General features: G+C 50.2%; 35 protein-coding genes and 3 pseudogenes. 19 read left to right on the plus strand and 19 right to left on the minus strand.

Features of this window, described 5'->3' with window-relative positions:
- Window position 1: 1 nt before the first annotated feature.
- Genes trbI through CUN67_RS26455 form a run of 9 tightly spaced genes read right to left on the minus strand, consistent with a single transcriptional unit; the run spans window position 2 to window position 7,022 of the window.
- Window positions 2-355, minus strand: a complete 354-nt coding sequence (gene trbI / locus CUN67_RS26415; RefSeq protein ID WP_208718433.1) for a type-F conjugative transfer system protein TrbI — start codon at window positions 353-355, stop codon at window positions 2-4.
- Entirely contained in the window at window positions 352-2,958 is a 2,607-nt protein-coding gene (traC, locus tag CUN67_RS26420) for a type IV secretion system protein TraC (protein ID WP_208718434.1), read from the minus strand. Before traC ends, trbI begins: the two co-directional genes overlap by 4 nt.
- Before the next feature lie 6 nt (window positions 2,959-2,964).
- Window positions 2,965-3,417, minus strand: coding sequence for a type IV conjugative transfer system lipoprotein TraV (gene traV, locus CUN67_RS26425; protein ID WP_208718435.1), 453 nt, complete (start codon window positions 3,415-3,417; stop codon window positions 2,965-2,967).
- Window positions 3,417-3,767: a hypothetical protein gene (locus tag CUN67_RS26430; protein WP_208718436.1), complete on the minus strand. Its 351-nt coding sequence runs from the start codon at window positions 3,765-3,767 to the stop codon at window positions 3,417-3,419. Before CUN67_RS26430 ends, traV begins: the two co-directional genes overlap by 1 nt.
- Window positions 3,764-5,092: a TrbI/VirB10 family protein gene (locus CUN67_RS26435; protein WP_208718437.1), complete on the minus strand. Its 1,329-nt coding sequence runs from the start codon at window positions 5,090-5,092 to the stop codon at window positions 3,764-3,766. Before CUN67_RS26435 ends, CUN67_RS26430 begins: the two co-directional genes overlap by 4 nt.
- Window positions 5,082-5,807: a TraK domain-containing protein gene (locus CUN67_RS26440; RefSeq protein ID WP_208718438.1), complete on the minus strand. Its 726-nt coding sequence runs from the start codon at window positions 5,805-5,807 to the stop codon at window positions 5,082-5,084. The genes CUN67_RS26435 and CUN67_RS26440 overlap by 11 nt, the downstream gene beginning before the upstream one ends.
- Window positions 5,800-6,372, minus strand: coding sequence for a TraE/TraK family type IV conjugative transfer system protein (locus CUN67_RS26445; RefSeq protein ID WP_208718439.1), 573 nt, complete (start codon window positions 6,370-6,372; stop codon window positions 5,800-5,802). Before CUN67_RS26445 ends, CUN67_RS26440 begins: the two co-directional genes overlap by 8 nt.
- A gap of 17 nt (window positions 6,373-6,389) precedes the next feature.
- Window positions 6,390-6,689 carry a type IV conjugative transfer system protein TraL gene (gene traL, locus CUN67_RS26450; protein WP_208718440.1) on the minus strand — a complete coding sequence of 100 codons (300 nt, stop codon included), beginning with the start codon at window positions 6,687-6,689 and terminating at the stop codon, window positions 6,390-6,392.
- A gap of 6 nt (window positions 6,690-6,695) precedes the next feature.
- On the minus strand, window positions 6,696-7,022 hold the full coding sequence (locus tag CUN67_RS26455) for a type IV conjugative transfer system pilin TraA (protein ID WP_208718441.1): 327 nt from the start codon (window positions 7,020-7,022) through the stop codon (window positions 6,696-6,698).
- A gap of 340 nt (window positions 7,023-7,362) precedes the next feature.
- On the opposite strand from CUN67_RS26455, the gene CUN67_RS26460 reads away from it, so the two are divergent.
- The 3 genes from CUN67_RS26460 (at window position 7,363) to CUN67_RS26470 (ending at window position 8,674) form a co-directional block, all read left to right on the plus strand.
- A complete protein-coding gene (locus tag CUN67_RS26460; RefSeq protein ID WP_208718442.1) occupies window positions 7,363-7,683 on the plus strand; it encodes a hypothetical protein in 321 nt (106 codons plus the stop codon).
- A gap of 114 nt (window positions 7,684-7,797) precedes the next feature.
- A complete protein-coding gene (locus tag CUN67_RS26465; protein ID WP_254711504.1) occupies window positions 7,798-8,208 on the plus strand; it encodes a helix-turn-helix domain-containing protein in 411 nt (136 codons plus the stop codon).
- A gap of 181 nt (window positions 8,209-8,389) precedes the next feature.
- A complete protein-coding gene (locus tag CUN67_RS26470) occupies window positions 8,390-8,674 on the plus strand; it encodes a DUF3892 domain-containing protein (RefSeq protein ID WP_208718444.1) in 285 nt (94 codons plus the stop codon).
- Between the two features lie 32 nt (window positions 8,675-8,706).
- Here the strand turns inward: CUN67_RS26470 and CUN67_RS26475 are convergent, their stop codons facing one another.
- Both CUN67_RS26475 and CUN67_RS26480 read right to left on the minus strand, forming a co-directional pair.
- Complete coding sequence (locus CUN67_RS26475; protein WP_208718445.1) at window positions 8,707-8,889, minus strand: hypothetical protein; 183 nt, start codon at window positions 8,887-8,889, stop codon at window positions 8,707-8,709.
- 184 nt (window positions 8,890-9,073) lie between these two features.
- Window positions 9,074-9,475, minus strand: coding sequence for a relaxosome protein TraM (locus CUN67_RS26480; RefSeq protein ID WP_208718446.1), 402 nt, complete (start codon window positions 9,473-9,475; stop codon window positions 9,074-9,076).
- A gap of 393 nt (window positions 9,476-9,868) precedes the next feature.
- Between CUN67_RS26480 and CUN67_RS26485 the strand changes: the two genes are divergently transcribed.
- A complete protein-coding gene (locus CUN67_RS26485; RefSeq protein WP_208718447.1) occupies window positions 9,869-10,369 on the plus strand; it encodes a lytic transglycosylase domain-containing protein in 501 nt (166 codons plus the stop codon).
- 136 nt (window positions 10,370-10,505) lie between these two features.
- Here the strand turns inward: CUN67_RS26485 and CUN67_RS26490 are convergent, their stop codons facing one another.
- The 4 genes from CUN67_RS26490 to CUN67_RS26505 form a co-directional block, all read right to left on the minus strand.
- On the minus strand, window positions 10,506-10,796 hold the full coding sequence (locus CUN67_RS26490; protein WP_208718448.1) for a helix-turn-helix domain-containing protein: 291 nt from the start codon (window positions 10,794-10,796) through the stop codon (window positions 10,506-10,508).
- Window positions 10,793-11,125 carry a type II toxin-antitoxin system RelE/ParE family toxin gene (locus CUN67_RS26495; RefSeq protein WP_208718449.1) on the minus strand — a complete coding sequence of 111 codons (333 nt, stop codon included), beginning with the start codon at window positions 11,123-11,125 and terminating at the stop codon, window positions 10,793-10,795. Before CUN67_RS26495 ends, CUN67_RS26490 begins: the two co-directional genes overlap by 4 nt.
- Window positions 11,126-11,222: 97 nt before the next feature.
- The gene (locus tag CUN67_RS26500) at window positions 11,223-12,164 is read right to left on the minus strand and encodes a hypothetical protein (protein WP_208718450.1); all 942 of its coding nucleotides are present in this window, start codon (window positions 12,162-12,164) and stop codon (window positions 11,223-11,225) included.
- A gap of 590 nt (window positions 12,165-12,754) precedes the next feature.
- Entirely contained in the window at window positions 12,755-13,216 is a 462-nt protein-coding gene (locus CUN67_RS26505; protein WP_254711493.1) for a hypothetical protein, read from the minus strand.
- Between the two features lie 443 nt (window positions 13,217-13,659).
- On the opposite strand from CUN67_RS26505, the gene CUN67_RS26510 reads away from it, so the two are divergent.
- From CUN67_RS26510 to CUN67_RS26520, 3 genes are all read left to right on the plus strand, one after another.
- Entirely contained in the window at window positions 13,660-14,085 is a 426-nt protein-coding gene (locus tag CUN67_RS26510) for a GFA family protein (RefSeq protein ID WP_208719523.1), read from the plus strand.
- A 159-nt stretch (window positions 14,086-14,244) separates the two neighbouring features.
- Window positions 14,245-14,691, plus strand: coding sequence for a hypothetical protein (locus CUN67_RS26515; protein ID WP_208718451.1), 447 nt, complete (start codon window positions 14,245-14,247; stop codon window positions 14,689-14,691).
- Window positions 14,692-14,795: 104 nt separating this feature from the next.
- Window positions 14,796-15,050, plus strand: a complete 255-nt coding sequence (locus CUN67_RS26520) for a hypothetical protein (RefSeq protein ID WP_208718452.1) — start codon at window positions 14,796-14,798, stop codon at window positions 15,048-15,050.
- A 124-nt stretch (window positions 15,051-15,174) separates the two neighbouring features.
- Here CUN67_RS26520 and CUN67_RS26525 read toward each other — a convergent pair whose 3' ends face one another.
- On the minus strand, window positions 15,175-15,564 hold the full coding sequence (locus CUN67_RS26525) for an ATPase (protein ID WP_208718453.1): 390 nt from the start codon (window positions 15,562-15,564) through the stop codon (window positions 15,175-15,177).
- Between the two features lie 323 nt (window positions 15,565-15,887).
- Between CUN67_RS26525 and CUN67_RS26530 the strand changes: the two genes are divergently transcribed.
- Entirely contained in the window at window positions 15,888-16,301 is a 414-nt protein-coding gene (locus CUN67_RS26530) for a MarR family winged helix-turn-helix transcriptional regulator (protein WP_208718454.1), read from the plus strand.
- Here the strand turns inward: CUN67_RS26530 and CUN67_RS26535 are convergent.
- Entirely contained in the window at window positions 16,298-16,720 is a 423-nt protein-coding gene (locus CUN67_RS26535; RefSeq protein WP_208718455.1) for an ester cyclase, read from the minus strand. The genes CUN67_RS26530 and CUN67_RS26535 overlap by 4 nt on opposite strands.
- A gap of 345 nt (window positions 16,721-17,065) precedes the next feature.
- On the opposite strand from CUN67_RS26535, the gene CUN67_RS26540 reads away from it, so the two are divergent.
- The 5 genes from CUN67_RS26540 (at window position 17,066) to CUN67_RS26560 (ending at window position 19,701) form a co-directional block, all read left to right on the plus strand.
- Entirely contained in the window at window positions 17,066-17,308 is a 243-nt protein-coding gene (locus CUN67_RS26540) for a hypothetical protein (RefSeq protein ID WP_208718456.1), read from the plus strand.
- A gap of 147 nt (window positions 17,309-17,455) precedes the next feature.
- The gene (locus CUN67_RS26545; RefSeq protein WP_254711494.1) at window positions 17,456-17,977 is read left to right on the plus strand and encodes a hypothetical protein; all 522 of its coding nucleotides are present in this window, start codon (window positions 17,456-17,458) and stop codon (window positions 17,975-17,977) included.
- A complete protein-coding gene (gene elbB / locus CUN67_RS26550; RefSeq protein ID WP_208718457.1) occupies window positions 17,970-18,626 on the plus strand; it encodes an isoprenoid biosynthesis glyoxalase ElbB in 657 nt (218 codons plus the stop codon). The genes CUN67_RS26545 and elbB overlap by 8 nt, the downstream gene beginning before the upstream one ends.
- A 59-nt stretch (window positions 18,627-18,685) precedes the next feature.
- Window positions 18,686-19,045, plus strand: coding sequence for a hypothetical protein (locus CUN67_RS26555; protein ID WP_208718458.1), 360 nt, complete (start codon window positions 18,686-18,688; stop codon window positions 19,043-19,045).
- Window positions 19,046-19,458: 413 nt separating this feature from the next.
- Complete coding sequence (locus tag CUN67_RS26560; RefSeq protein ID WP_208719527.1) at window positions 19,459-19,701, plus strand: helix-turn-helix domain-containing protein; 243 nt, start codon at window positions 19,459-19,461, stop codon at window positions 19,699-19,701.
- Window positions 19,702-20,008: 307 nt separating this feature from the next.
- Here CUN67_RS26560 and CUN67_RS26565 read toward each other — a convergent pair whose 3' ends face one another.
- Complete coding sequence (locus CUN67_RS26565) at window positions 20,009-20,536, minus strand: antirestriction protein (protein ID WP_254711495.1); 528 nt, start codon at window positions 20,534-20,536, stop codon at window positions 20,009-20,011.
- A 400-nt stretch (window positions 20,537-20,936) separates the two neighbouring features.
- Between CUN67_RS26565 and CUN67_RS26570 the strand changes: the two genes are divergently transcribed.
- Window positions 20,937-22,091, plus strand: coding sequence for a hypothetical protein (locus CUN67_RS26570; RefSeq protein ID WP_208718460.1), 1,155 nt, complete (start codon window positions 20,937-20,939; stop codon window positions 22,089-22,091).
- 93 nt (window positions 22,092-22,184) lie between these two features.
- Here CUN67_RS26570 and CUN67_RS26575 read toward each other — a convergent pair whose 3' ends face one another.
- Complete coding sequence (locus tag CUN67_RS26575) at window positions 22,185-22,568, minus strand: antirestriction protein (RefSeq protein ID WP_208718461.1); 384 nt, start codon at window positions 22,566-22,568, stop codon at window positions 22,185-22,187.
- A gap of 303 nt (window positions 22,569-22,871) precedes the next feature.
- On the opposite strand from CUN67_RS26575, the gene CUN67_RS30620 reads away from it, so the two are divergent.
- The 5 genes and pseudogenes from CUN67_RS30620 to CUN67_RS30510 all read left to right on the plus strand — a co-directional run.
- Window positions 22,872-23,003, plus strand: a complete 132-nt coding sequence (locus CUN67_RS30620; RefSeq protein WP_302882900.1) for a hypothetical protein — start codon at window positions 22,872-22,874, stop codon at window positions 23,001-23,003.
- Window positions 23,004-23,132: 129 nt separating this feature from the next.
- Window positions 23,133-23,345 (plus strand): annotated as a pseudogene (locus CUN67_RS26580) (hypothetical protein); the annotation flags it as partial.
- Window positions 23,346-23,680: 335 nt separating this feature from the next.
- A complete protein-coding gene (locus CUN67_RS26585) occupies window positions 23,681-24,076 on the plus strand; it encodes a hypothetical protein (protein ID WP_208718463.1) in 396 nt (131 codons plus the stop codon).
- Window positions 24,077-24,455: 379 nt separating this feature from the next.
- A pseudogene (gene tnpA, locus CUN67_RS26590) lies at window positions 24,456-24,650 on the plus strand (IS66 family insertion sequence element accessory protein TnpA); the annotation flags it as partial.
- Between the two features lie 103 nt (window positions 24,651-24,753).
- A pseudogene (locus CUN67_RS30510) lies at window positions 24,754-24,950 on the plus strand (hypothetical protein); the annotation flags it as partial.

Below are 24,950 nucleotides of genomic sequence, written 5' to 3' on the forward strand. Positions count from 1 at the left end.
GTTATGGCAGGTCGCTGGCCTGCATCTCACGGGCAAGCCGCGCCTGGATGTCCCGTGTGACATCCGGCACACCGGCTACCGCTGCCGGGCTGACCAGAATGCTGACGCGAAGTTCCCTGGCATATTGTTCAGTGACGGACGTCAGCTGCCGGTTAAACCGTGCCACCAGCTGCTTACGTTGCTCATCCGTCAGTTCCAGTCCGGCACTCTGGCGGGTAAAGGCATTCATCGTGCCCTTCATATCGAAAGCCACCACGCCGGGCGGCCTGAGCAACATAAGCCACAGCGCGGTACACAACCCAAGACTTGCCAGCGCAGAACACAGCCCCGTCAGCACCAGGTGGCGCAGGGTCATAGCGTCATCTCCCGCAATGCTCTGACGATATCCCGCTTATGGGCGTCGTTGTCTGCCATCTCAAACAGGATGTCTTTGATATCGGCTCCCTGCTGCAGTCGCTGCTGGCGATAAGTAAAATCCTCACCCTTTGAGGAAAACAGGCTGTCGCTTAACGGATCGAGGATCAGGCGGTGAAAGCTGGAGTATTCACCCACACTCAGCAGGAACGCGCTGTAGCGCGCCTTCTTCGCCGGAGGAAACTTGCGGATCATGCTCCACTCCAGCTCGTTAAAAGCATGCGGTTCTTCCTTCTGGAATGCCGCAAACGACTTCGCATCCTGCATACAGGTGAACTTAAAGGCGCTGTTGTCATAGGCCGCCAGCATCGCCGTGGACAGGTTCTTATCCCGTATCGACTGGGTGACCATGCCATAGGAACCGTTGTGGCGACGCGCGGTACGGTATCCTTCATCGAAGAAATCGCTGATCTTCGGGCTGGATCCGCCAGCAAGTTTCCAGCCCTCATCGGTAATATTCATCTTGCGCATGCTGCGCGGGGTCACGTACATCATGTTTTCATTCCAGATCATGATGGAGAACAGCGTGGCAGTCAGCAGATCCCGCTGCTTACGCAGGTCCCCGAGGTCGGTCACCACAAACTGCAGGTCCGGCTGCAACGTCGGTTCGGAAGAATTAAAGAACCTGCCGTAGATACCCTTTGTGCTGTACTTGCCGAGCAGCGTCGTGATCTCGTCAATACGGCCGCTAATCTGCAGCGAATGCTGGCGGGCGATGTCATCTTTGCGCGCCTTCAGATAATCAATCACATGATCGATACGCATATCCTGCTGGTATGACGGCCAGTACTCAGTTATCGCCTCCAGAATCAGCGATTCGTGGACTTCATCCAGCAGACCGTTCGGGCTGGCGAGGATGCAAAGCTGATCGCGGATACGCTCAGCGGCCAGCGTGATAGAGGTGACATTGGCGAACGGATTGAAATGCAGCGACGCGCCATTGATGTAGGTGCCCCCCAGGCTGCTGCAGGCGGCCAGGTAAGAGTCGCCGATATCCTGAATGGTCACCGTGCCGCCGGTCTCCAGTACCGAACGGGCGATAGAGTTAGCCAGTACCGACTTACCTGCGCCTGAGGTGCCGGACATAAACCAGTTGAAATTGGCATTCGGCAGGGTTTCATCAAACACATCAATAAACGCCAGCTGATTGCGATAGCTGGGGATCAGAATGCCTGAAGCACAGAGTTTGTTGTCGCCAATCACCGGCAACAGGTTCACCGCATGGAACGTTTCCCCGCGCTGCAGGGCACCGGTCTTTTTACAGTCGCCGCGCAGCTTTTTATCCACCATGGAAAACGGGATCAGCGCCAGCACATTGCGCAGCTGCATAAAATCCGCCCGCACAAACCGCAGCTTCTGAACGGCACAGGCATGGAGGGCTTTTTCGGTATAGCGCGAGGTCAGGTCGTCGTCATCCGGGCAGAACAACGCCATGCCGCAGAAATAACTGGTCAGGGATGTCTGATTCGACAGCAGGCGGGGACGGATATCACTCCACTCTGCGTACTGACTTTTGGTGGACGGAATGTACTTCGCGTAGCTGGTATTCACCCGTGCATCCAGCGACAGGAAGCGGCTGTTGGCCTCGCCCTGACTTTTCATCTGCTCCTCGGTCACCAGCACCATCGAGAAGATAAACGGACAGGGGATCCCATTGGTGGGCGACGCCAGGTCCTGCAGGATATTGCCGTTCTGCCACAGATAATGCTCCTGGGGATTACGGTCCAGGTTGAGATTCACCATCCGCGCGCTGAATGGCCGGTTTTCCCTGTTCATGCCCTTAATACGGATATGTGAAGGCTTCAGCAACCAGGCGGTAGAAGGATCGACAAACTGCGCGCGCAGATCGGCAGCGGGATCATACGCCGCGCTGTATCTTTCCAGACAATCGGGATCGTGATTAAAAAATTCCCGCAGCACATTGTTGAACTCCGACACACCAATCGCCTGTGACCAGATATCTGCTGAATTCAGCGCATTCAGCAGGTTACGGCGGATATCGCGCAGCCGGATAAAGTCAGTTTCGCTGACGGACTTAACCGGCGTGCTCCAGATAAAGAACAGCCGGTAGTCGCGCAGGGTCAGCGGGTGATCCAGACCGTTGCTGAAGTGATAGCGCGCGCCATTGAGGTAAAACCGGGCGGTGATGTCGTTGCATTCATCAGCCCGATGCCCGTGCCAGGCGAAGTTCTTCAGACCATATTCAACCTGATCTTTTATCGCCCGCGAAGACACCAGCATCACCTGTAACGGCGTCTCCCGGGGGATAATGTCCCGCGCGATGTATTCCAGACTCTCGGCCAGCGCTTCATTGGCCCCAATCAGCGGCTGCGCCTCAATCACAAAACCGAGTGAATCCTGATTCACCCAGATCTGGCTGTCGCTGTCATAGTCGCGAAAGGGCAGCAGATCGCGGATATGCGGATAATCCAGCTCCAGGAGTTTTTCACGTGTCTCTGACGTCGTGTCATGTTCACCGAGGATCCCGGAGACGGTCTCAACGACATTCAGCGGATCGAAGCGAAAATCTTTAGGCAGTTTCATCGCGCCTCACATCAGCATGCCGTGCCAGTCTGCCGGGCTGGCGACGGTGTAGATCACCTCCCCCATATGCACGTTGTTGTCCGGCGAGACATACGGGGCAATCCAGATGCGGGCGACGTTATCCGGTCGACGAAATGCCGCGGCAGGTTCGGGAAAGCAGTGCGCGGCATTGCAGTAAACCGTCGGCGGGTTGCCCGTGCCGGTTCCTGCCTGTACAACTTTTTCCTCTTCCGGCAGCGTCACGGTCTGCGGTGCCAGCGCAATATTGCCGGTATCAATCAGCCGGTAATCGCCGGGATTAATGCCGGATACGCCACTGGCGGCGGACATCTCATCCGCCTCCGCCATCCATATGCCGGAGTCCCTGGCCGGTTTGCTGAATTCAAACTCACCGTTCATGCCCGCGCACCCGGTAAGCAGCAGAGAGAGGAAACCGGTGTAAACCGTCTTCGCCTGCATCAGAGTTTCCTCTGCATCAGATCCCAGAAGCAGGAGGTCTGCGCCCGCGTCACCGTATCTGATATGCCTATGCTCCGGCTGCTGCCCAGCTGGGACAGAATGCTCAGGGCTAACGGGTCCTGAGGGGACAGCTCCAGCAGGCGGCAGAGCGTTTCGCCCAGCAGAATGACGTAACCGTCGTCAGGGATAAGGCCGGGTTTGCAGTAAAGCTTCTTAAACCTGAACCCCAGCTCCCGCAGATCTCTGATCCGTTTATCGGCTTCGCGCCCGGTATAGGTCAGCGTCTGGTCGGTGAAAATCATCCAGCCGCAGTGTTCGGCATAATCAAAATGCGACTTCCTCTTTTTCATGGTGCTACTCCCTGTGGGGTGGGTGGCTGACTCTTACCGGAGGCCGGAACCACAAAGTCATCGATGCTCAGTTTTGACGCGTCGCCCAGCCGGTCAATAAGGTCAGGTGGCAGGCCGTTGTTGCCCTGGCTGCGGGTGGCAGATTCATTCACAGTGCGGGGTGCCTGTTTTGCCGCCTTTTCTGCCTCTTCATCTTCAATAAATTTCGCGCGAAAGCCTTCGATAAAAACCACTTCAACCCGGTTAGCCGCGCCGATGGGGATAATCGGGTGGTACTGTTCGGCACGTTCGATGTAGTAATCCGCCAGCTTGTCGGCAGCTTTACCCACGCCGCTGCCCACCGCGCTGCGTGCTACCTCTCCGCCGCTGATGCTGGCCGTTGCGCCGATCCCGGTCACCGTCTGCCCCACCTGGGAAACGCTCTGTCCGAGGCCACCGAGCGCACCCGCCGTGAACGCCAGGCCGAGAATTTTGCCATTACGCATCACCGGCACACCCTTGATGCCGTTTTTGCCATAGAACGCGACATGCCCCTTAACCGGCTGATCTATGTGTTTGCCGTCGATGATGCAGGAGAGGCGTTGTAACTGGACGATGGCGCGTTCACTGGAGATATCGCCATAAGCCGCCGCGGTGACAAAGCAGTTATCCAGCTGGCTCAGGCGCTGATTACCCGGCAGATGTGCCTGCCCCTTCAGTTTGAACTGCATCGGCACGAGGTTGTTTTCACCGCGCACCGACGCGTTGGCGTCGGCTCCCTCAATAACGTTCGCGTTAATAAAGGCACCGGTGGGCACCCAGAAGGTGTTGTCTGGGGGTTTAGGTTTAAACGCCGAATCATCCAGCAGGGTGTGATCAATCCGCCCGGTCTGGATCGGCACCGGACCCAGTGAGTATGCCGGGCGCGGCGGTGAATCCTGGGGTAGCGGGATTTGCGGTTGCGTATTCTGCTGCGCCACTTTCTCCAGCAGTTCTCTGACACTTTGCTGAAGACGCTGGTTATCACTCAGCACCACATTCACCTGGTCCTGCAGCGACTTAAAATCTTTTTGTATCGTCGCCAGACTGTCCCGGTTCTGCTTCTCCCGGCGCTGGGCATCCACCAGCAGCGAGTTCTGCCCGGTACCGTCGAAGGTGTTGGTGACGGATCCGCCAGTCAGATCGGGTTCAACCTGCGCCGCATCTGCGCCGTCAGTTTTGCTGGCTTTCATCTCTGCCGCCTGGCGATTGAGGAAATAAAGCCCCCCGACAAACGCTGCAATGACGCCGAAAATGATCGCCAGCAGCCTGCGCTGTTTACCGCGGATCAGTTTGTTAAGGTTCATCACCTTTTCCTCTGGTGCGGAAAACGGTGATGACGGAAACCGTCTTGCCAGGAGCGATCACATCCAGCCGGGGATGAAAGGACACCGCCATCACACCCGGACTCCAGAAATAGCGCTCGCTCAGGCGCAGCGGCAGTGAGGAGCGACTGGTTACGTCTGTCCGGACAATGCGAAGCTGGTCGCCCTGCCAGGCGGTGACGGGTTGCAGGGTAAAGGCCACAGCGACGGCATCGCTCACCGGCACCTGCGTATTTTTCGTGAGGACATAGCCGTCAGGTTTTTGATTACGGATAAAACGGCTGACCAGGTCGCTGATAAGCCCGCTGTAACTGCCCTGCCTCTGCTCAAACTGTCGCGCCCTCTCAGTGCCGCGCACCTCAGGGTTATCCACCGTCAGGCTCAGACCGGGACGTTTGCCAGGCCGGGCCTGCATGGAAAAGCTGAAACCCGATGCCGTCTGGATAAACAGGGTAAACGGCTGCTGTGCCAGCGTTGAGAACACCACCCCGCCGTCTGGCGTCGGTGTTTTCGACGACAACACCCCCTGGGTGGCCTGAAGGCTGACGATGCGATCGTCGCTGACCCGAATAGCGTTGGGGTCGGTGTTACTGACTTCTGCGGTTATGCGGGTGCCGGAGTGCAGAGTCATCTGCTGGGCCTGTGCTATACAGGAGACCAGCAACAGCAGGATGCTGAAAACGAAACGTTTACGCATGGGGAACCTCAAGAAACGCACTCCAGCAGAGCCGGTTATTGCGCAGATCGGTGCGGATGCGATAGTGCTTATCTACCGGGCTGCCACTGTGCATGCCGTAACTCAGCTCCAGCTGCCCGGTGATATCGACGATGCCCTTCTCCGGCCAGACCTGAAAATCTTTCGGATAGAACACCGAACCGCCACTGTTGCCTTTGACCCGAGCAGACTCTTCGGCCAGCACCGCCTGAAGCGGGGTTTCAGCCCCGTCGCAGGCGGCCGCCAGCAGCATTTCATGACTGGCATCGGCATTGGCGCTATTGATATTGAGTCGCAGATTGCCCCACGCCAGCGCCATCAGGCGCAGATAGCGGGCATCGCCCCGTTCTCCGGTGAAGCTGAACGGCGAGTCAGCGCCGTAAGGCACCACGATGACCTGCCGGTTATTCACAATCTGCGCCATCAGCTCGCGGTTATCGCTGTACATCCGCCAGCAAAGTCCCAGTGCGAGAATGGCGATAATCAGCAACACCAGGATGGCCACCGCCATGTTGCGGTTCCCTGCGACGCGCAGCCTGTATTCCATAAGATCTCCGGGCCGGGTCAGGCGACCCAGTGTCGTTTGTAACTTTCAGGCAGGACGCTGATGAAAAAACGCATGAAGGATGTAGGCAGACACCAGTACGCCAGATTGAGCAGATACTGCGATCCGCGGCCTTTCTTGAGATGCCGGATACCCACCACAGCCGCCAGAAGTGCGGGGCCAAAAATCCACATATTGATGAAGAGCGCCAGCAAAGCCAGGGGGACAAAAAGGCAGAATTCATCAGGTGGCAGCCCCACAAAGCGTCGCTGCTCAGAAAACGTAGCGGGATATCGATAGCGGTCACGTTTTGGCATCATCTGATCTCAGGGAATGATGCCGAACGCCACGTTGATATAAATCATGACGGCGGCGATGCCACCGAACATGGCCAGGTTTTTGGTTTTGATATAGACCCAGGCCCCGGCAATGACTTCGAGAACATACAAAATCCATACTACTGTCGAGTCACTCCCCAATGTGTCTTTGATCATCGGCTTGCCACCGATAAAAAGGTCAACCGCATGAACCTGCTGAGCCGTGAAGATCATCAGAACAAAAACCAGTAAAACCGACATTGTGTATTGCGTATGCCACGCTACCGCCCCTGCCTTGCGACAGTGTTTTAACGACGAGAGAATCCTGCTCTTCATAGAAAAAAGCTCCGGTTCGGGACTTAATTGATCCGTTAATAACTGATAGGATTGGGTTGCTGCTTATGAGCAGCGATCGGATTTGGTTTTTTCTGAGAGACACCTCCCTGCGTTTTTTATCGCTTTCCTGGCGGTACCGAACCCCATGCGAGGGCGTGAAGATAACGGGTGTTTTTTTACGCCATGGGTAACTTTTGTTCAATTTAAAGTATTGATCTGTAAGATCAATTTACCTCATTGACTTACGCTGACATTTTACCGTTCTGCTTAACTGAGGGACTGGGAAACCGGGATGGAGAGTCGCGGGCAGCTGTTTATTCACATTGCGGGTCCTGCCGGCATGACGGTCAATATCTGCAACATCAGTGATGCAGAAGCCTTCAGCGGCGTGCTGACCTACGCGCTGTATCACTTCAGTCGCAATCCCGGATGGTTTCAGGCTACGGTTGATGGGGAAAAGTTCTTTGCCTGTCAGACACAGACACTTCCCTTCCTTTATTTCCTTGACCATCGCATTGCCACCGCACAGATAAAGGCATTCTTTACTCACGCCATGCAACATATCTGTCTTGCATCTGGTTCAAAGGATCCTGATGTCTGGATCGCTGTGCATGAGGGCATATTCCTCCCTCTCCCCCACCCTGAGGAAAATCAGACCTAAGCACGGAAATTCACCCGCAGCCTGGGTAACGCCAGCAATGTTGATGACTTAGTAGCCGCTTCCCAGATAGCTGTGCAGAAGCAGGAATCGAGAGAGACGAAGGAAAGTGACGTGATGCAGCGCTTCCATGAGGGATGGAGCGTGGCGGAGATTGCTGAAGATACGGGTTGCTCTCTCTCATACGTCTATAAATTTCTCAAAAAGAAGAAGGATCTTGCGGCCATGGAACTGCGCTGGCAGCGCTGGAAAATCATTGCTGATATGTACTTTGCCTCGCCGAGAAAGACGCTGGACGAAATAGAACGTACCTGTCACGTCAGCCGGGCGCAGATTTATCACGCGGTGAAAAAGATCAGTGAGAAAGAAGGGATTTCTATACCTGAAGAACGTCGCAACAGGAAAATATCGAATAGTGATATTGAAGAGATAAAAAAGAAACTGGGTGAAGGCGCGCTCAGAAAGGATATCTGCTGGGAATACAACATCAGTATTGATACGCTGATTAAATATGTTGGTCGAATTTAGGACAACCTCATCACTATTGACATGCTAAAATAGCATATGGTTGGTTTGAAGAATAGGGTAAGCACATCCTATAAATGAGGAATGTTATTTATTTTTAACTTTTTTACTTACTCTGTGCCATTCGCAAAAAATAACAATTTCATTACAATACTTATCACACAGAAAAAATCACGAGGCTAAAATGTCAGAGCATCAAGTTTTGTGTATCAATAAAAGCAACCGGACGAGTTCACACGAAAGAATATCTCATATTGGAGGTAAAAATTCTGATGGTACGCGCTGGAAGATAACTCAACAAGAAGCTATCAATGGAATCGAGACAGGAAAATGGAAATTTTATGTTAGTGTAGGAGGTCATCTTGTATGGGTAATTATTGCTGTAAGTGCATCAGGTAATAAGTATTTAAAGACTCAAAATGATGGAGAACAACCTAACAATCTTTTGAGTCTTCCTGAATGTGCCTGATTCGATAAGGAAGGGCCATGTGGCCCTTTCTTCTATTTACGACGCTTATCAACTTCTTTTGCTACACCTTTGAAAGGTGTTCCATCTTGTTTTTGGTCAATAAACTGACCATTGTCAGTATCCCGTTTTGTGTAATTACCGTTTTTAGGATTCTGAACTTGCGTACGGTCACGAACAGAACCCTTTCTTGAGTCATGCCCTGTATTTGTAGCCATAATAACTCCTAAGATAAGGTCAACTTCCGAAAAAATATTATTCGCTTAAATCCGACACTTCGCAATAGCTTGTGACTATCACATTTCATTATGGAAAGTTAATTCTATAGTAGATAATAGCATTATGAAATTTAATATTTACAATACACCCGCCAATTTTTTGGCGAGGGTACTGACACAGCGACTACTTAAAATATTCCTGCAACTTACCGCTTACCCTTTCGTTAACAACTTTAGACCAATTAGGATCCAGAACCATCACATTGTTTATCACTTTATCTCTGTTTACCGTTTCCTTCTGGATACTAAAGATTGCATCCGTAACAAATCCATTAATAATGACATTCTTCGCGATTAGTTCGAGTTTCTGGTCCAGCGTTTTATCGGTAACGTTCTTACTATTTTTATTCTCATACACCCGCAACCCCAGCCTGAATATTTCCATGATAAAAGCTGACCGATTCGCAGTCTCGCGCGACTCCCCATCCTCCAGCTTCTTTGCAACATGAGCGTCAACCTTCTCAAGTATCGAATAAGGGACTGTCAGGCTGACACGATTACTTTTTGATGCTGAAATATTATTCATATTATCTTCCATGTTAAACAGCATATGACGCAGGGAACGATTCAGATAGCCAGGTACACTATGGTTCCCAATGTAGTCCGGTTTTGACGATTAGAAAAGGCTTCAGCATCACCGCGAAGTTACTTCGGAGCAACTTCCCAACCGAGATTTTATTTAACATGCTGATTTTTATGGTCACACTTGCAATCAACACTGAAGCACCAGCGCAGCATCTCCTGAGTTGCTTCGCAGTAACTTGTCATCAGGCAACAGACTTCGAATAGCCAACCTAATGCACTGATTATAAATAGATAATTATGGAAATATATATTTGCGAGTGGTGTGTAGGAAATTGGGCGTTAATGATATCTCAGATAAGATACGCTCCTGGAAATTTTAAAACCAGGGACGGCTATGCACATTTCAAATCACATTATTTTCATGCTGATCTCAGGACTTTTCTCCACCAGCACAACCGCAGATTGCTTTATTAGGGCGGGAAAATGGTTTGCTATCGATCCGGATTATCTGCGCGCTATCGCCTGGCAGGAATCACGCTATAACCCTTCAGCAATAAATTACAACCGTAGCAGTAACGGTAAAGTGATGAGTGCAGATTATGGTGTGATGCAAATCAATGATGCAACCTTACGGACTTTTCAAAAAGAATATCCTTCGCTGACAGCTAAAAAACTGTTAGAAGATCCCTGCCTAAATATTCACCTGGGTGCGATGCTTCTCAGACGAAATTTTGACAGATATGGCATCAGCTGGCTGGCTGTCGGTATCTATAACGCTGGCGTTAAAAATCGCAGAGAATCGGCTATAAAACGCCATCAATACTCCATACTGATCAACAGACATTATAAAAATATAAAATCAGGCAGGATCCCACGTCAGCCCTTCGATAACTAAAAAACCACAAAGAACGTCACTCATGATTTATCTGCTAAATGGGGAGTTTATTATTACAGGAAGGAGGATTAAGTATGAGTGGATATATTACAGAGGGGAATGCCGCTTACCACATTCCCCCATAGGGATTTCAGGATCAGGCTGCTGCTGTTTCGCTGATCTCAATATTGACGATATGCATACCGGCATGCGCCATCATCGTAATCAGCTTATCCACGCTGAAGAACGAGATTTTTCCATTCACCAGCTCGGAAATACGCGGCTGAGAAACACCCAGCGCTTTTGCCGCATCAGCCTGGCTCAGTTTATGGCGGGCAATCCAGTTATTGATACTGTTCATCAACTGCGCACGCACTTTCATGTTCTCGGCTTCTTCCGGGGTATCGCTGATGGCATCCCAGATGTTATCGAACGTTTTCATACTCATTTGTTACGCTCCTGAATCAATAACCTGTAGCGCCGTTTTGCGAGTTGCACATCAGACTGACTGGTTGTCTGTGATTTTTTCTGAAAACAGTGCAGGACATAAACCGCATCTTCGAACTTCGCCACATACATAACCCGGTAGCTGCTGTCATCGCCTTTGCGGCGAATTTCCCGCACACCCACACCTATCAGGTTAAACGGCTTCCAGTGGTCAGGGTCAAGCCCCTGCTGGATCCTATCCAGCTGATACCCCATATCCTGACGCATATTGTCCGGAAAGGCGCGGAGGTCATCGAGGCTGGTATCCATAAAAACGATCTGCTTGCGCATTTCAAACTCCATTTTATACGAAATTACGTATAACAAAAAGTGCATTCACTTCGACTGCCAGACGCAGGCCGCGCCTGGCAACTTTCTCCCGTCCGGCTTATTGCTTCCTGCCCTCTTCGAAATCGATCAGCGCTGCCAGTACCTCCGGGTGCCCTCTCCAGACTTCATCAACCAGCCGGGCCCCCACCTCATCTGAGGTTTCCAGCAACATGCGCGCGGTTTCGTAGTTGTCCCAGCCACTTTCAAAGGCGGCCTCTTCATACAATGCCTGCTGCTGGATCTGAATCATGGCGATCTCATTCGGATCGGTCGCGGGTTTGTACCAGGTGAGATGACGAACATTTCCTCTGATGACGATGCGCCCGGCCACGTCTCTGATAATCGCAAGATGAGGCTGAAAGCTGACTGGTCCGGCATCAATACCCAAATCAGGATCAAAGAAATCTTTACCCTCTTCCCTGATGGGCCAGTTTCCACGCGCTTTAATCGCTCTGAGGCGGTTCATCGCCTCCGGAATTGAATCTGCCCCACCGAGAGTAATGGCGCTGTCCCTGAAAAAAGTCCCATACCAGAGATCATCTTCCAGGTACTCCATCCGCCCATCTACTTCAATTTGGAAGGGTCGCTTACTTTCAGCAATGAGATTTCTAATCCGGTCGCGTTGATGTAACGCATCGGCACGGAGTTCTTCCAGTGGCGGCAACCCTTCGAAGCCACACTTCCAGGCATCGCAGCAGACCTTTTGCGCCAATGTCTGCACAGAGGTTGCCAGCGCATAAATGACAGGGGTGGCGATTTCACCATTTTCAATCATGCAGGCAACATGACGGGCAGCAATGCGAGGCGTCGCCCAGATGTCATCCACTTCAGCGATTTCAATACCGAGACTGTCGAAAGCACTCAATACCATCAGATCCCCTTCGATTTTTGCCAGCAGAACCTGCGCATTGGTGCGGACGGCCAGCTGAGTATCGAAATGATTTTCAACCCATGTTTTGGAAGATTCCGTTGTGGCGGTTTTGATGTTGTGTGTGTACATGCTGTTACTCCTGTCAGTGATCGTTATCCATGTTTCGGTGAGTTCACGTCGCGGCAGGGGATGAAGGAGCAACGGCGGCAGTCCCAAACAAGGGCGCCCCTGGGCGCTCGTATACCCTTGTGCGGGTCTGACGCTGGTGCTACAAAAGCCCCCGCGTCGTGGGCTTAACGAAACGTGACGCACCATGAAGGGATGAGCAGGAACACACCCGCCCGCAAAGCGGGTGTCCTCAGCGGCCACGCCTTCTGTGGCCAGTGAAAGCGCTGGCGTCAGCCAGCTGCAGGGGTGTCGTGGATGTCAGCCATCGGCCCCCCGAAACGCGCCTTCTGCGGTTCGGCGGAGCTTACCGGCTTAGCTGGTTAGCGCAGCAGGGCCTGACGACCCGGTTTACCGGGGAGCCGGAGGTGGCCGGGAGGCGTGTGTGAGGTGTATTCATTTGTCAGGGTAGGATAGTGAACATCTGACGGGTTCTTCAGAAAATAAACAAAAAGCAGCTGCGCTTCTGATAAATATAAAGGCAAAGGGGAAGCCGGTGCATCTGCACCGCCCCTTTCCCGGCTTAACGCCCTGACGGGCGAGTTCTGTAATGGTCAGTCCCTGATCTCCTCCCATCGGCAACCGCTCCCGTCACACACTTCCGGCACATCCGGGGTTCCGGTGACCGTCCATTCATCAAGAAATTCCAGAGGGGTAAGAACGCCGCTGTCTGATGGCGTAAGCGGCAACATTGTTGTAAACCAGACATAATTGGTTAGCCCAAAGCACCAGTAGCATCCGTCACTTTCACGCGCTTCACTTCTCCACCATGTTCGCCCCATATGCATGACACCCGCCTCTGCCAGCTCACTGTCATACGATCGGATAAGGACATGATGCTCTGAACAAACGCCCTGCCATTCCACCAGGAAGGACACAAGCCAGGCCTTCATGATCTCGCTCCCCGCCATATCAGTAAGGACTCCTCCACCGGCAGAATGGCTGATGGCCTGGTCCTGCAAAGCTGATGTTTCTTTAGATTCCTGAGCTGCGGTTGTGGTGTTTCGCTGTGACATATTGTCTCTCCTCTGTCGTTTTACGTGATGTTTCTTTGAGTTCCTTCGCTGCAGAGGCAGAACCTGCACACAAGGTAAGGCAGCACGCGGGGGCAAACGGCAAAGCCGCAGCCCGCAGGGACCGGGTGCCGCCGTTTAGCTGGCGGCCCTTGCGTGATAACGCCCGTGTGCCAGATTTCTGCGCAGCGCAGGAAGACAAAGAAAAGACGGGGAATGGAGGAAACACGAGCGGCTTATTTTGGTCACCGCAGGAACAACAGTACCTGCAACACCGCTTTAGCTGGGGTCAACGGGTTCTACCCGGATGGAACCAGGAACCTTTTCAGACCGGTAGCTGCGCAAGCCAGGAGGATTAGCAAAGTGTTCGTGAAACCTGAGTGGATTGGCGGCCAGTTATGATAAAACTGAGGCTGCACAATCAATTAAAAGGAACTGTCATCGTGATTAAAGGATCATGTCTGTGCGGAAATGTTACGTTTGAACTCGCCTCCAGGCCCGTGGCATTTTACCGCTGCCACTGCTCGCTCTGTCGTAAGCAGACCGGCACCGGGTATAATCTGGCAACACTCATCAGGCTTGCGGATTTTTCTTGGACACAGGGAGAGGATGGTGTCCGGAGCTGGTCCAGGCCGTCAGGATATCGTACCGACTTCTGTACAAACTGTGGCTCGACCGTTCCTAATGTTCTGCGGGATTCACCTTATGTCTGGATACCAATTGGCTTACTGGATGATGACCTGACACTCATGTGCACTGGCGATTACTGTGTTAGTGACGCTCATTCCTGGGATAACGTCAGATCGGAGATAACCCATGCAGGCCCAGTTGAATCACTTCTGTCGTTAATTGAAAGTCTGAAACTCAGTTAACCATTGCGCTAGGGGGGGTCGTGTAGCCAACTGCTGATAAGGACTTTTACGGGGTTCAGGCAAATCATCCGGACTGCAAAAGTGGCCCCTTCACTGAGCACCAATATCTTTATTGCAAATACAATTCATTCTATTCAGAAACGGGGACAGGGAAGTTGTATGAATACAGTATTTCAAAATAAATGGAGTTCAGCAGGCATTCTTTTGGGGGTTCTGGCTCTGGCGCTCACTCTTTTCCATTTTACGGCAGGCCCTTTTGATCCACCGACACCGAATCTTGAAAACAGAATCGCCGAAAAAGTGTCGGCTATGATGACCGGTATTATCGCCGGTATTAAAGGTGAAGAACCACCCATCATTACTAAAAAAACGACTCTCACTATCGATAACATCCTTAAGAACGTCGGTATTGGCATGGCTGTAATTGGGATGATGTGTGCATTTACAGCAGCAATAACCGGTGAAAAAACCGGGTGCGTGAGTGTTGCGATGATTTGTAGCGTCAGCACGCTTGCCTTCTATGCAGTCCTGCTCTGGATGGGCCTGCTGCTGGCCTTAGTGATATTGTTTTTGGTCGTTTCAATATTTGCAGGACAACCTGCTTAAAAAAGAAGAAACGCAACGTGATCATAACGTTGCAGAGTACTTATCATACTCACCCTCAACACTGTTGCGAGGGGTAACTCATCAGTGATCAAACGGAGACATCTATGGATAAGATGAGAGAAGAATTTGAAATATGGGCAGATTTAGTCGGTTATGATCTACTCCGTGCTGATGCCGATTATGACGACTCTGCTACCGAAAATGCGTGGTCATGCTGGCAACATTCATGGCGGGCCAGTCGCGCAGCCATTGAAATTGATATGAACATCAGCACCGTGGGAATCCACGGACGCTTTGCTTCGATAGCTGAGATAACAAAACAACTTAATAATGCCGGGGTTAAGACTAAGAATTTGTAATACCCTTTATCGCAACTAATGCGTTGAATGCCAGCCAACGTTCTTAAGCGGGGTGCGATACAGATATCGCAAAACGAAGCAAAAAAAAGCGCGTTACCCCGAAGGGTAACGCGCCGGATGGTTGTCACTCCTCAGGGGCAACCATCGCCTGCAGCTGGTCAATCACGCCGGGTTCAACGAACACGCAGGGCTGCCTGTCCCCGACTGGCACGTTGAACACGTCGGTAAAGACTTTACGTCTCAGGTGCGCCACACGGCCCGTCCGATATGCCTGCTCAGGCCTGATGGACCCACTTTCGTGGCAACCACTGCGCTGCGGATCACACTCGACCAGCGCGACAAAGTCATCGTCATACATCTTCTGATGTTCAGGGCACAGGCCCCAGCCCGTCAGCGTATGACGCGACAGTTTCGGGCGCAGATGCTTGTCCAGCAGCAGCGCGCCGGTGTCGTAACAGGCAGCACAGACCAGGCAAATGTGTTGTTCAAGGGAAACGTGTGATTTATCGTTCATGACGATCTCCGGTTAAACGGGCGGAATTGCCCGAAACCGTGGCCCTCACGACGCAGCGCAGCTGTCAGGGGGCGAAGCCGGCCATCGGACGCCAGCGTGCAGGGCACGCGCAGCCCTTGACCGCGAGAACGACGTGATACGGTGGAGGGAACAGCAAGACCGCCCTCCTCACATAAGGCACCAGCAGGCAAGCGAAGCGCGCAGGCCCTTCAGGGCCGGAGGCTTAATGGGTCGGATTTCCGACCAGGTAACATATACGGCTTTGTAATACCCGCTTCCCTGCTTTACCGTATCCAGGAAGACATTACTCACAGGAAAAAACTTTGGACTCTTCTTTGACGCTCGCTGAAGATCTTCGCCAGGTGGTAAGCACTTTTGTACGTCAGGTGCGTGTTGCCACCGATACGGTGCGCAATTCACAACATGAAACCCTGGAGTTACTGGAGATGCACGGCCCGCTTTCCATTGCCGAACTGGCACGGCTACGCGGTGTAAAACACCAGAGCATGCGTCTGGTAATCAATGAACTCGAACAACAGGGCAGCGTAATACGGAGGAAAAGTCCTGAGGATTCACGTGCACAGCTGCTGGAGCTGAGCGATACCGCCATCCGGCAACTCACAGCGGCACGCACGCAGCGCGCGCACTGGATTGCTGACGAAATTACAAAAAAACTGGATGAACAGGCACAGATTGACCTGCAAAAAGGGCTGGCTGCGCTGCGAAAGTTACTTTAAGTCTCAACATGGTGTTTTTTCAGTTGGGTAACCACGCTGGGCAGGGTGTTCATGCCCCAGTGTTCCACATACTGGCCGTTTTCAAGACGAACCATATCTATCACATCAATGGTCACGGCTAACCCTGTAGGCGCGACACCCAGCAGCGTTCCGCTGTGTATGCCGCTGATGCGCTTACGGGTGGTAACCCAGTCACGTTCGGCCACCAACTCATCAATAACAACGCTCAGCCCGGACAATGCCGGACGCAACAGCTGATCAAAAGTTCGCCACAGACTTTCACGATCATCAGGTGTACCCGGCAACGCAGAACGGTTGATAAAACTGGCGGCAACAAGCTCGTCGAATGCTGCACGATCTCCGGCAGCAATCACCTCATGGTTAAAACGCCATACAGCCTCTTTGTTGATTACTGCCATATCTCCCCCCTTCGCATATATACAGTTAAACTGTATATGTCAGTAAGGGATTATGCAAGTCTCAGGTGTTCGTGTGCGCAAGCAGCCTGGCGGCGATTCCATTGACCTTTCGATGTACCGGTTCGTTCTGAAGAAAATCAGAGTCTTATTGGGGATAGTGATACCCGCAGGCTGGTGACTGTCTCACTTTTGACTGGCATGTTACTTACTCCAGGATTCATCTGGGACCATGCCCCTGCCATCTATGATTTGCAGCCTCGCTGCCATTACCGGTTTAATATTCATTTCTGTCTGTGTTCCCCTTAAATCGTCTTCATGCTCTGCTGCAATCTGCATGATAAATTTATGCGCCGCGTCTTTTATGACGAACACCTTCTCTCAACAGAAATTATTTATCCCGGAGTTAGTCTGGCGACTTTCCGCAACAGGACGTTAAGCATTAACAGAAGTCCTGGATTTAAATTCAGCCATTTCAATCAGCTTTCTCAGCATATTCCTGGAAAACCTTCAATTACCGGAGGCAATGGCGAACACAGCACCTCCTCAGGTTATCTGTTAATTGTTAACTGGAACAACCTTTTTCTTTGAAATTATTTTCATTGCAAAAAACCTTGTGAACCACATCAAATATTTCATAAAGAGCCTGGAAACTTTCAGTGACACATTAATAATAAACGCGGTTTACTATCATGGTCGCCCGGGGAATGGGTGAATAATTATAAAAAGGATTTCACGTTGAACACACTGAAGTTTGCTAAATACGCGGCAATCGCGCTGTATGGGCTGGTCGGCATGACTGGCTGGTACTCATATCAGTCCCGGATTGACCATTCTGAACAGCCAGTCACCATTAATAATACCTTATCACCCGACATGACAATAAATTATGTCCGCGCCATGGTCTGGTATCACTCACGGGGAAAGCTTCAGGAATTACGTTCAATTCTGATGGCTGATGATTTAACACAAAAAGAACGGATTGAAATTCGCATAAAAAATATGCTCCAGCACCGATCCAGTGCTTACGTCCGTGAATTTAACAGCTTAAACACACCTGTCAGGAACCTGGGAAACTGGTATCAGGATAATTTTGACTTCAATGATTTTCTCCAGGACGTTTACGCAATTGTTTTTGACGAGAAACTTAATGTCGATGAGAAGATCCGTAATATTACCGATGTGATGGAAGAGTATCAGAACATAGCAAGCAGGAAACTGATAGATAAATTAACTGAAGAGGGAGTTTACCATGAGTAATAAAAAGATTGCCGTGATTCTGTCCGGTTGTGGCGTTTTTGACGGAGCAGAAATCAATGAGGTTGTGCTGACCTTACTGGCACTGGAGAATCATGAAACCACGTACCAGTGCTTTGCACCGGATACAGAGCAGTATCATGTCATCGACCATCGGAATGGCGACACGCTGCCAGAAACACGAAATGTTCTGACAGAATCCGCAAGAATTGTCAGGGGGAATGTTAAACCGGTCACCGAGTGTGACAGTAATGACTATGCAGGAGTGATCGTTCCCGGCGGGTTTGGCGTTGCCAAAAACCTGTCCAACTTTGCGAGAGGCGAGCCTGAGTTTCATATCGATCATGACACGCTCTCGGCACTTAAACAGTTTGCTGCCGTAAATAAACCTGCGGGATACATGTGCATTGCCCCCGTCCTTATCCCCTCTGTCTATGGACCTGACGCGAAACTCACCATCGGTAATGATGGTAATGTCATTGATTTCATCAGAAGGGCTGGCTGCCAGCATCAGATCGCCAGCTATGACGAAATTGTTGTCGATGAAGTCAAAAACATCGTGACGACACCGGCTTACATGCTGGCGCAGACCATCAGGGAAGCGAAACAGGGCATCGATAAACTGGTAGAGAAAATCGTGTCGCTGTGCTGATGATGTTTCTGTTCGGGTGTGTACTTGAGGTCTTATTGTTCGCGCTGGTGATAACACTGATGGAAATAAATCCTCTTCCGGCTGAGCATCATCATCCGTCAGTAAGACCCACTCTCTTATACGATTACGAAACGCGCTGCGTCATTTTAGATGGCAGATACATTGTCGCATCCTTCCGTAGTCATTCGTTAAACCATTCACTGTTTGAGTATCTTTATAATAATCCCGACAGGAAGATAGAACTTGCTGAGCTGGAGACTGTGGTACTCAAAGGGCGAATACTGAACCTCACGAAAGCTGCTGATGCGATGGGCTTCAGGAATGAACTGCGTCGATTGTTATTTACGGCTGATGCAGATTCAATCGTGTTCCATCCCTCCAGACTTATTGGTAATAAGGATATGATAAAAGTCATCTGATTCTGGTGGCGAATATCAGAGGCTTATCTGATCAAAACCTGATTAAAGTGGCTGTCATAGCATGTTTTGACAGCCATTTTTTCCACGCCGCCACGGTGAAAAGACCCGTAACCCGCTGAAACAGAAGGTTTGCAGACTTATTCATACTGACAGGAATCCCACCTGTTCCAGACATACTCCTTCTGACTGGTTCCGACTTCCCATTCCCCACTTTCACATCAGCACGACTTCAACTAATTTCCTTCGGGTACAACTCACTGGTTAAGTTAAATAGTCATCGCGTACTGAGTGTTTTGTCATGCGTTTTTTAAACTCAAAAAACCTGTAAGTGAAAGCGGTTTGTAGTTAACAACTCCGTTAACCGGACCGCATCATTTCAATAAAAATGGAAATAAAAAATGAAAAAGAAAGCCATAGCCAGAGACTGGCATAAAGAAGATATTCTCGCTGAAGTCAGGAAAAAGAAAAAGTCGCTCGCTGCACTCTCAAGAGAATCTGGTCTGCATTCAGGAACGTTAAATTATGCACTCACCCGGTCCTACCCACGCGGAGAGCGTATTATTGCTCAGGCCATCGGCGTGTCACCACAGGATATCTGGCCAAGCCGCTACCAGCACACGGATGATAAGCGTCGATCTGTGACAGGCAACACATAGTTCAACACTCGCTGAATCCTTACACCCCGGCAGCCTCACCGCCGGGGTGTAAGGAGCACCGGCGCGACAGTGCGGCACATCCGGCAACAGATGTCGCAAGCGCGGGGTGTTGCGTCAGGGATGAAAACCCGCTGCCCTGGAGGGGTCGGGCAGAGACAGCCTAACTGGCTCTGTGCAAAGCATGACAGCCCGCCTGGACGTCATTCGAATGAAGAAAGCCTTTTCCTGATAGACGCCTGGCAATCAGAAATAGCACCCAGTGCTCCATTTGTGTCAGTTTCACGCGTTCCAGCTTCTCAGCTCCCCCTCACCGAGCCACCTGTAATTTTTGCAGCGGGAATACCCAAACCAAAAAAGAAAGATGAAGGCGGCCAGCAGCGCTGCAGGCGCGGCATTCCGCCTCATCGGCTGGCACAGCCTGCCAGGGGTTTACTCCCGGACGCAAACCGGCAACGGGGCCTCCCGGCCCCGCTTTCTGCCAGCCCAGCGCCCTGAAGATTGCTACCGCTTCCGGGTGACGGTTGGCAAATTTCACCAACTGATCATAGCGATGGCAAAAGGCGCTACAGAGTTCATGTGCATCATGATGGCTGTGCATCCAGCTGCGATGATTCAGCACCAGAGCTGTGATGATAATCCCCGCCGCTTCTGCCGAAACAACTTCATCACTCCAGTTTGCCGGATTCTGAAAGCGCCAACGCTCCCCCGGCGGCTGCATAAACCCACCACCAGCCGCAGGCCGCACGAACTCCTCCTCCCCGCCGCAGGCGGCATGGGTGAGGCGCGCAGCAACATCCTTTCTCTTCTGATATCCTGCTGCAAATACTGATGGCATCAGACAATTCAGTGCTAAAAAGGAGATATTCATTTGGTTACGACTTCGTCCGGTGTCAGTTCGGGTGCTTTAGAATACGTCACAATTAACAAAAAATTCTGTACTTTGATTATCAAACTAACCGTCACTAAGTGACGTTGCCTCCAACTTTTTCTTGTCGCCTGCGTCTCAACTGCCTAACAAACTAGTTTGTCCAGACACCTGACCGCTACAACAAATGGGCTCCGTGCGGCCAGGAAACTGGCCAGCTTTGGAGCTTTTTCCTGCCAGAAGCGTCATCAAAGAGGTACGCCGCAGCGTCCTTTATATAAGAAAATTATCTTCTTGCATTGACCTCCAACTTTTATAAGATGAAATACGAAAATGAAAAAATACTAACAACAGCAATCAGGGGAGTTTTATGGATACTAACAACCTTCAACAAAGCACTCTATTTGACGAAAGTGGCGTACCTGTCGCATATGCAAGAGAATGCATTTCCTTTCCTGAAAAAGTACTATTTCCAATAACTCAAAAAGAAGATTTAGACAGAATCAACAACCTCATTTCTCAGTCTATCCAGGGCGTGATTAATACCCAAAGCCGTACTGTTGAACTTGTTTTTCAGCCTGAAATTCATGATGGCTTAAAAAAAGGCACGTTCAAAATGATGCAAACAGGGACGGGTGAAACACTGGCCGATGTGATTCATGTAAGTGGTGAAAAAGCCGGCAAAATTGCTGGTAAAGGTCGAATTATTGAAAGTGGCAAACTCAAGCAACTTGCTACCGGTTCTTTTCAGATAGCGAGTTTAATTGTTGCACAGGCACATCTTGCAGACATAAATAAAAACCTCACTGAAATAAAAACAGAAATTGAAAGCTTGCATGAAAAGATTGACATCCAAAATCTTTCAAAGATTAATGGTCGCATTAATTACCTCAAAGAAATTATTAAGAAGATGCACCGTGGTGAATTTGACTACGATATATCCTTGCAGATAAGAAACAAAATTGAAGATACTGTTGCTGATGCATATGAATGGCAAGAAATGTTATTTTCTGATCTAAAAACACTTATTTCCACAGTGGGAAATCTCAAGGGCTCAGATACTTTTGGAACCGGGGATACTTATAAAAAGCTAAAGAAAACGACCGAAAACATTCACCCATTGATTAATCGGCGTAATGTTTTACTTAAAATATCCTCATTGCTAGCCTATATACAATCCTGCATCGACCCCATGGGAAAAGAATTTAGTCAGTTTGATTTGATGGAGAATGATTGGAGTCTTGCATTGCAAAATCTTACAGAAGTCATTACTAATAAAACCGAGTCTTTATTATCCAAAGCAAAATTTAATAGCGAGGAGCTGCTTGAACATCGCCGTTTCTTCATTCTTAAAACATTAGAGTCTGCAAATAGTTTAGCAACTCATAATTATGAACAGTTTGAAAATTCATTGATTAAACTCAAAAACAATCATCGAAAAGTACTGTCTGAAACAGGTAAGTTACGACTTGCCATAACTCATGATGATAAAGGGAACGTAGAAAGAGCAGCCATTGTTGACTAATTTGACCAGAAGATAATTTTGAATCCAATCATGTGCATCTGAATAAGATGTCACATGATTATGCGTTTATGGATTTCCTCTGAAAACCTCCAATCATTTGGTGAGGTATTCAAGCAATCGGTGTAAGGCGTGTTTCTGTCCACGGTAGTGCCCATGGTTGGACACAGGGGAAAAATGAAAGACGGTCTGAACGATATGCTTACTGATGATAATCCCCGCCGCTTCTGCCGAAACAACTTCATCACTCCAGTTTTCCGGATTCTGAAAGCGCCAGCGCTCCTCCGGCGGCTGCATAAACCCACCACCAGCCGGAAGCCCGACGAACTCCCACCATCCGCCGTCGTAACCTTCGAGATACTTATGTGCATAGAGGTAGACATTCATTTCTGCCTGAATGAAATCGTCAGAAAACAGCATTGGCAGAAATGCCATACGGTCTTCGACCGCCACAGTAAAGGGGGCTTTTGGACCTTTCATACATTGCTCTCCGTTAAGGTTAATTACAGTCACGGCCTGTGCCGTGCCTTAACGACAGCCCGGCGGAAAGCGGAGGATGCAGGGGCGCCACCGAAGCCGCAGCGCAAGCGAGCAGAGGTGGAGTCATGGACGGCGGTAACGTGAAACCTGAGCGGCACCGCGACGGGAATGGATACACCGGCGCGAGTGCGAACGGGTGAGGATGGCGGCGAGCGAACCCTTGCAGACGCAGCGGCCGGGCTAAAGTGAAGGCACAGCACCGGCCACAGGCCGTACAGGCTCCTCCTCCCCGCCGCAGGCGGCATGGGTGAGGCGCGCAGCAACATCATTATTCTGTTATCCACATTTCAGGTGCATATTCAGATCAACAGCCTGTGGATAAATGACGTCATGCTGCATTCTGTCGATGAATACAAAGAAGTGATCAATGAATGACCAGCTCTATTTTTTATTGGGACTATAAAACAAACCAACAAATCACGATCCCAGAGCCAGCAATATGCACCGTTTTACACTGTAAGACAGTGGTAAGATCGCCGTTTCCTCTCTCAAACTGGTGATCCAATGAGTAAATCTATGTCTGTTACATTCCGCATTCCATCTGATTTAGCAGATGAATTTATGGATGCTGTGACCTCTTCCGATGTGGATAAAACCAGCTGGTTGATTGATGCCCTTCGGCAGAAATTAAACCGACCAGCAAACGATGTGGAGGCTCGTATGATGGCACTGGTTGAACGAATGGAAGCCGCTGCAGCGACACTTATCGCGGGTAAATAAAATATCAGCGGTGCCATGAGTAAAAACGAGGAATACAGGCATCGCAGAGAATGCCAGATGGCAGGAGTTCAATAATAGCTGGAAATCTCTGGATTACTCAGAAATGACTGTGCATCAGGAGAACAGAAATGTATTCTTAAGCTCACAATGCATCCGCCTAACCACGTTGAGGGACTAATTACTCATATAGTATTATGGATGGAAATAAATCATTGCCTTATCAGAGGAAGATCACATAATTAAATTATAAATATTATAATTTCGAACTACCGAAGCATTCACCTGTCACATTCTTGTAGATTAAAATCAAATCAACAATGGAGTGAAATGAAATGGACAATTCGAAAGATAAGAATATTAAAAATATTATGAAAATCCTTAATATCAACTCTAAAAAGGACTTCCATCTGGTGATGGACTATCTGGTATCGGAACTACGATCCGAGGCTATACCCGATAATAAGGAGGAGGAAATTAAATATACAGACTCTCGTAAGCCACCTTCAGAACGCGAGAAAAACTTATATCACATTAATGCCTTAGCTCGCCATTATGATTTTATTTATAACGTCTGGAAAACCCAGCTTTACCGCTCACTCAGGGCAATAGATTCCCCCATTGCGAGCAAACTATATGATAGATTCACCGATGGTTCGGTGTTCCTGTCGTTTATTAAAAAAGCGGCGGAAAAACAACTTCTTCCAGGGGAAGAAGCCCGGATAGAGTAAAGCAGACCTGGAATTATAATGGAACCAGCCCTCTCTACCAGGTCTCTCTGACAGTGAATAGCGCCATAGGGCTGACGACCCGGCAGCGTGGGGGGACCGGAGGGGGCAGATGTTTTTCATGCTGGTGCAATACCGCTGTAGCAGGAGCAGATAACAGAGCCGCATCCGTCGCCGTCATGGCCACAGAGAGGCAATGAGTATTAGTTATAGGATTACGGGGCGGAGCAGGACCAGGCGAAGGGCGTATACCGGTGCGTCAGTACTGGCTTTGACCGGCCAGGAAGGCCTGCCGCATCGCAGAGTGGGTCTGACCTGCTCCCCGTTGATTAATACACCGCGATGTTAGTAATGTCTTCATAAGCCACATGAGGACATCCCCATGAAGAAGCGATTTTCCGACGAACAGATCATCAGTATTCTCCGCGAGGCCGAAGCCGGGGTTTCGGCCCGGGAACTCTGCCGCAAGCACGCCATTTCAGACGCCACCTTTTACACCTGGCGTAAAAAGTTCGGCGGCATGGAAGTCCCCGAAGTAAAGCGGCTCAAGTCACTTGAAGAGGAGAATGCACGTCTCAATGTCGGCGCGACTGATATAAGTCCTAAAATCAGCATGAATTTTGTCCACTCCACCCAACATGGGTTTCTCTTAAGGTTCCTACACCATCCGGAGAAACCGCATGTTAAGCAGAGGGGACCATCTCATGATAAAGCAGATGCGCATTCATGGCGCACATATTATCGACATCGCTCATCACGTCGGATGTTCTGAACGCACGGTCAGACGTCACCTTAAACAACAAAGTAAACCGGCAAGGCCAGACCGCCAGCCTATGAAGAAACTTAAACCCTTCATGCCTTACATCGATCAGCGGTT

Origin of the sequence: Pantoea cypripedii (assembly GCF_011395035.1) — a bacterium.
Classification (GTDB): Bacteria; Pseudomonadota; Gammaproteobacteria; order Enterobacterales; family Enterobacteriaceae; genus Pantoea; species Pantoea cypripedii_A.

Coding starts and splice junctions, on each gene's coding strand:
- CUN67_RS26495 (WP_208718449.1), bottom strand. CDS start 11,125: ATGCGCAAGCAGATCGTTTTTATGGATACCAGCCTCGATGACCTCCGC.
- CUN67_RS26500 (WP_208718450.1), bottom strand. CDS start 12,164: ATGTACACACACAACATCAAAACCGCCACAACGGAATCTTCCAAAACA.
- CUN67_RS26445 (WP_208718439.1), bottom strand. CDS start 6,372: ATGGAATACAGGCTGCGCGTCGCAGGGAACCGCAACATGGCGGTGGCC.
- CUN67_RS26570 (WP_208718460.1), top strand. CDS start 20,937: ATGGATACTAACAACCTTCAACAAAGCACTCTATTTGACGAAAGTGGC.
- traL (WP_208718440.1), bottom strand. CDS start 6,689: ATGATGCCAAAACGTGACCGCTATCGATATCCCGCTACGTTTTCTGAG.
- CUN67_RS26475 (WP_208718445.1), bottom strand. CDS start 8,889: ATGGCTACAAATACAGGGCATGACTCAAGAAAGGGTTCTGTTCGTGAC.
- CUN67_RS26470 (WP_208718444.1), top strand. CDS start 8,390: ATGTCAGAGCATCAAGTTTTGTGTATCAATAAAAGCAACCGGACGAGT.
- CUN67_RS26575 (WP_208718461.1), bottom strand. CDS start 22,568: ATGAAAGGTCCAAAAGCCCCCTTTACTGTGGCGGTCGAAGACCGTATG.
- CUN67_RS26455 (WP_208718441.1), bottom strand. CDS start 7,022: ATGAAGAGCAGGATTCTCTCGTCGTTAAAACACTGTCGCAAGGCAGGG.
- CUN67_RS26515 (WP_208718451.1), top strand. CDS start 14,245: ATGAATACAGTATTTCAAAATAAATGGAGTTCAGCAGGCATTCTTTTG.
- CUN67_RS26460 (WP_208718442.1), top strand. CDS start 7,363: ATGACGGTCAATATCTGCAACATCAGTGATGCAGAAGCCTTCAGCGGC.
- CUN67_RS26480 (WP_208718446.1), bottom strand. CDS start 9,475: ATGAATAATATTTCAGCATCAAAAAGTAATCGTGTCAGCCTGACAGTC.
- traV (WP_208718435.1), bottom strand. CDS start 3,417: ATGCAGGCGAAGACGGTTTACACCGGTTTCCTCTCTCTGCTGCTTACC.
- CUN67_RS26490 (WP_208718448.1), bottom strand. CDS start 10,796: ATGAGTATGAAAACGTTCGATAACATCTGGGATGCCATCAGCGATACC.
- CUN67_RS26430 (WP_208718436.1), bottom strand. CDS start 3,767: ATGAAAAAGAGGAAGTCGCATTTTGATTATGCCGAACACTGCGGCTGG.
- CUN67_RS26520 (WP_208718452.1), top strand. CDS start 14,796: ATGGATAAGATGAGAGAAGAATTTGAAATATGGGCAGATTTAGTCGGT.
- CUN67_RS26435 (WP_208718437.1), bottom strand. CDS start 5,092: ATGAACCTTAACAAACTGATCCGCGGTAAACAGCGCAGGCTGCTGGCG.
- CUN67_RS26485 (WP_208718447.1), top strand. CDS start 9,869: ATGCACATTTCAAATCACATTATTTTCATGCTGATCTCAGGACTTTTC.
- CUN67_RS26565 (WP_254711495.1), bottom strand. CDS start 20,536: ATGCCATCAGTATTTGCAGCAGGATATCAGAAGAGAAAGGATGTTGCT.
- CUN67_RS26465 (WP_254711504.1), top strand. CDS start 7,798: ATGCAGCGCTTCCATGAGGGATGGAGCGTGGCGGAGATTGCTGAAGAT.
- traC (WP_208718434.1), bottom strand. CDS start 2,958: ATGAAACTGCCTAAAGATTTTCGCTTCGATCCGCTGAATGTCGTTGAG.
- trbI (WP_208718433.1), bottom strand. CDS start 355: ATGACCCTGCGCCACCTGGTGCTGACGGGGCTGTGTTCTGCGCTGGCA.
- CUN67_RS26540 (WP_208718456.1), top strand. CDS start 17,066: ATGCGCCGCGTCTTTTATGACGAACACCTTCTCTCAACAGAAATTATT.
- CUN67_RS26525 (WP_208718453.1), bottom strand. CDS start 15,564: ATGAACGATAAATCACACGTTTCCCTTGAACAACACATTTGCCTGGTC.
- CUN67_RS26585 (WP_208718463.1), top strand. CDS start 23,681: ATGGACAATTCGAAAGATAAGAATATTAAAAATATTATGAAAATCCTT.
- CUN67_RS26505 (WP_254711493.1), bottom strand. CDS start 13,216: ATGTCACAGCGAAACACCACAACCGCAGCTCAGGAATCTAAAGAAACA.
- elbB (WP_208718457.1), top strand. CDS start 17,970: ATGAGTAATAAAAAGATTGCCGTGATTCTGTCCGGTTGTGGCGTTTTT.
- CUN67_RS26555 (WP_208718458.1), top strand. CDS start 18,686: ATGGAAATAAATCCTCTTCCGGCTGAGCATCATCATCCGTCAGTAAGA.
- CUN67_RS26535 (WP_208718455.1), bottom strand. CDS start 16,720: ATGGCAGTAATCAACAAAGAGGCTGTATGGCGTTTTAACCATGAGGTG.
- CUN67_RS30620 (WP_302882900.1), top strand. CDS start 22,872: ATGGGTGAGGCGCGCAGCAACATCATTATTCTGTTATCCACATTTCAG.
- CUN67_RS26440 (WP_208718438.1), bottom strand. CDS start 5,807: ATGCGTAAACGTTTCGTTTTCAGCATCCTGCTGTTGCTGGTCTCCTGT.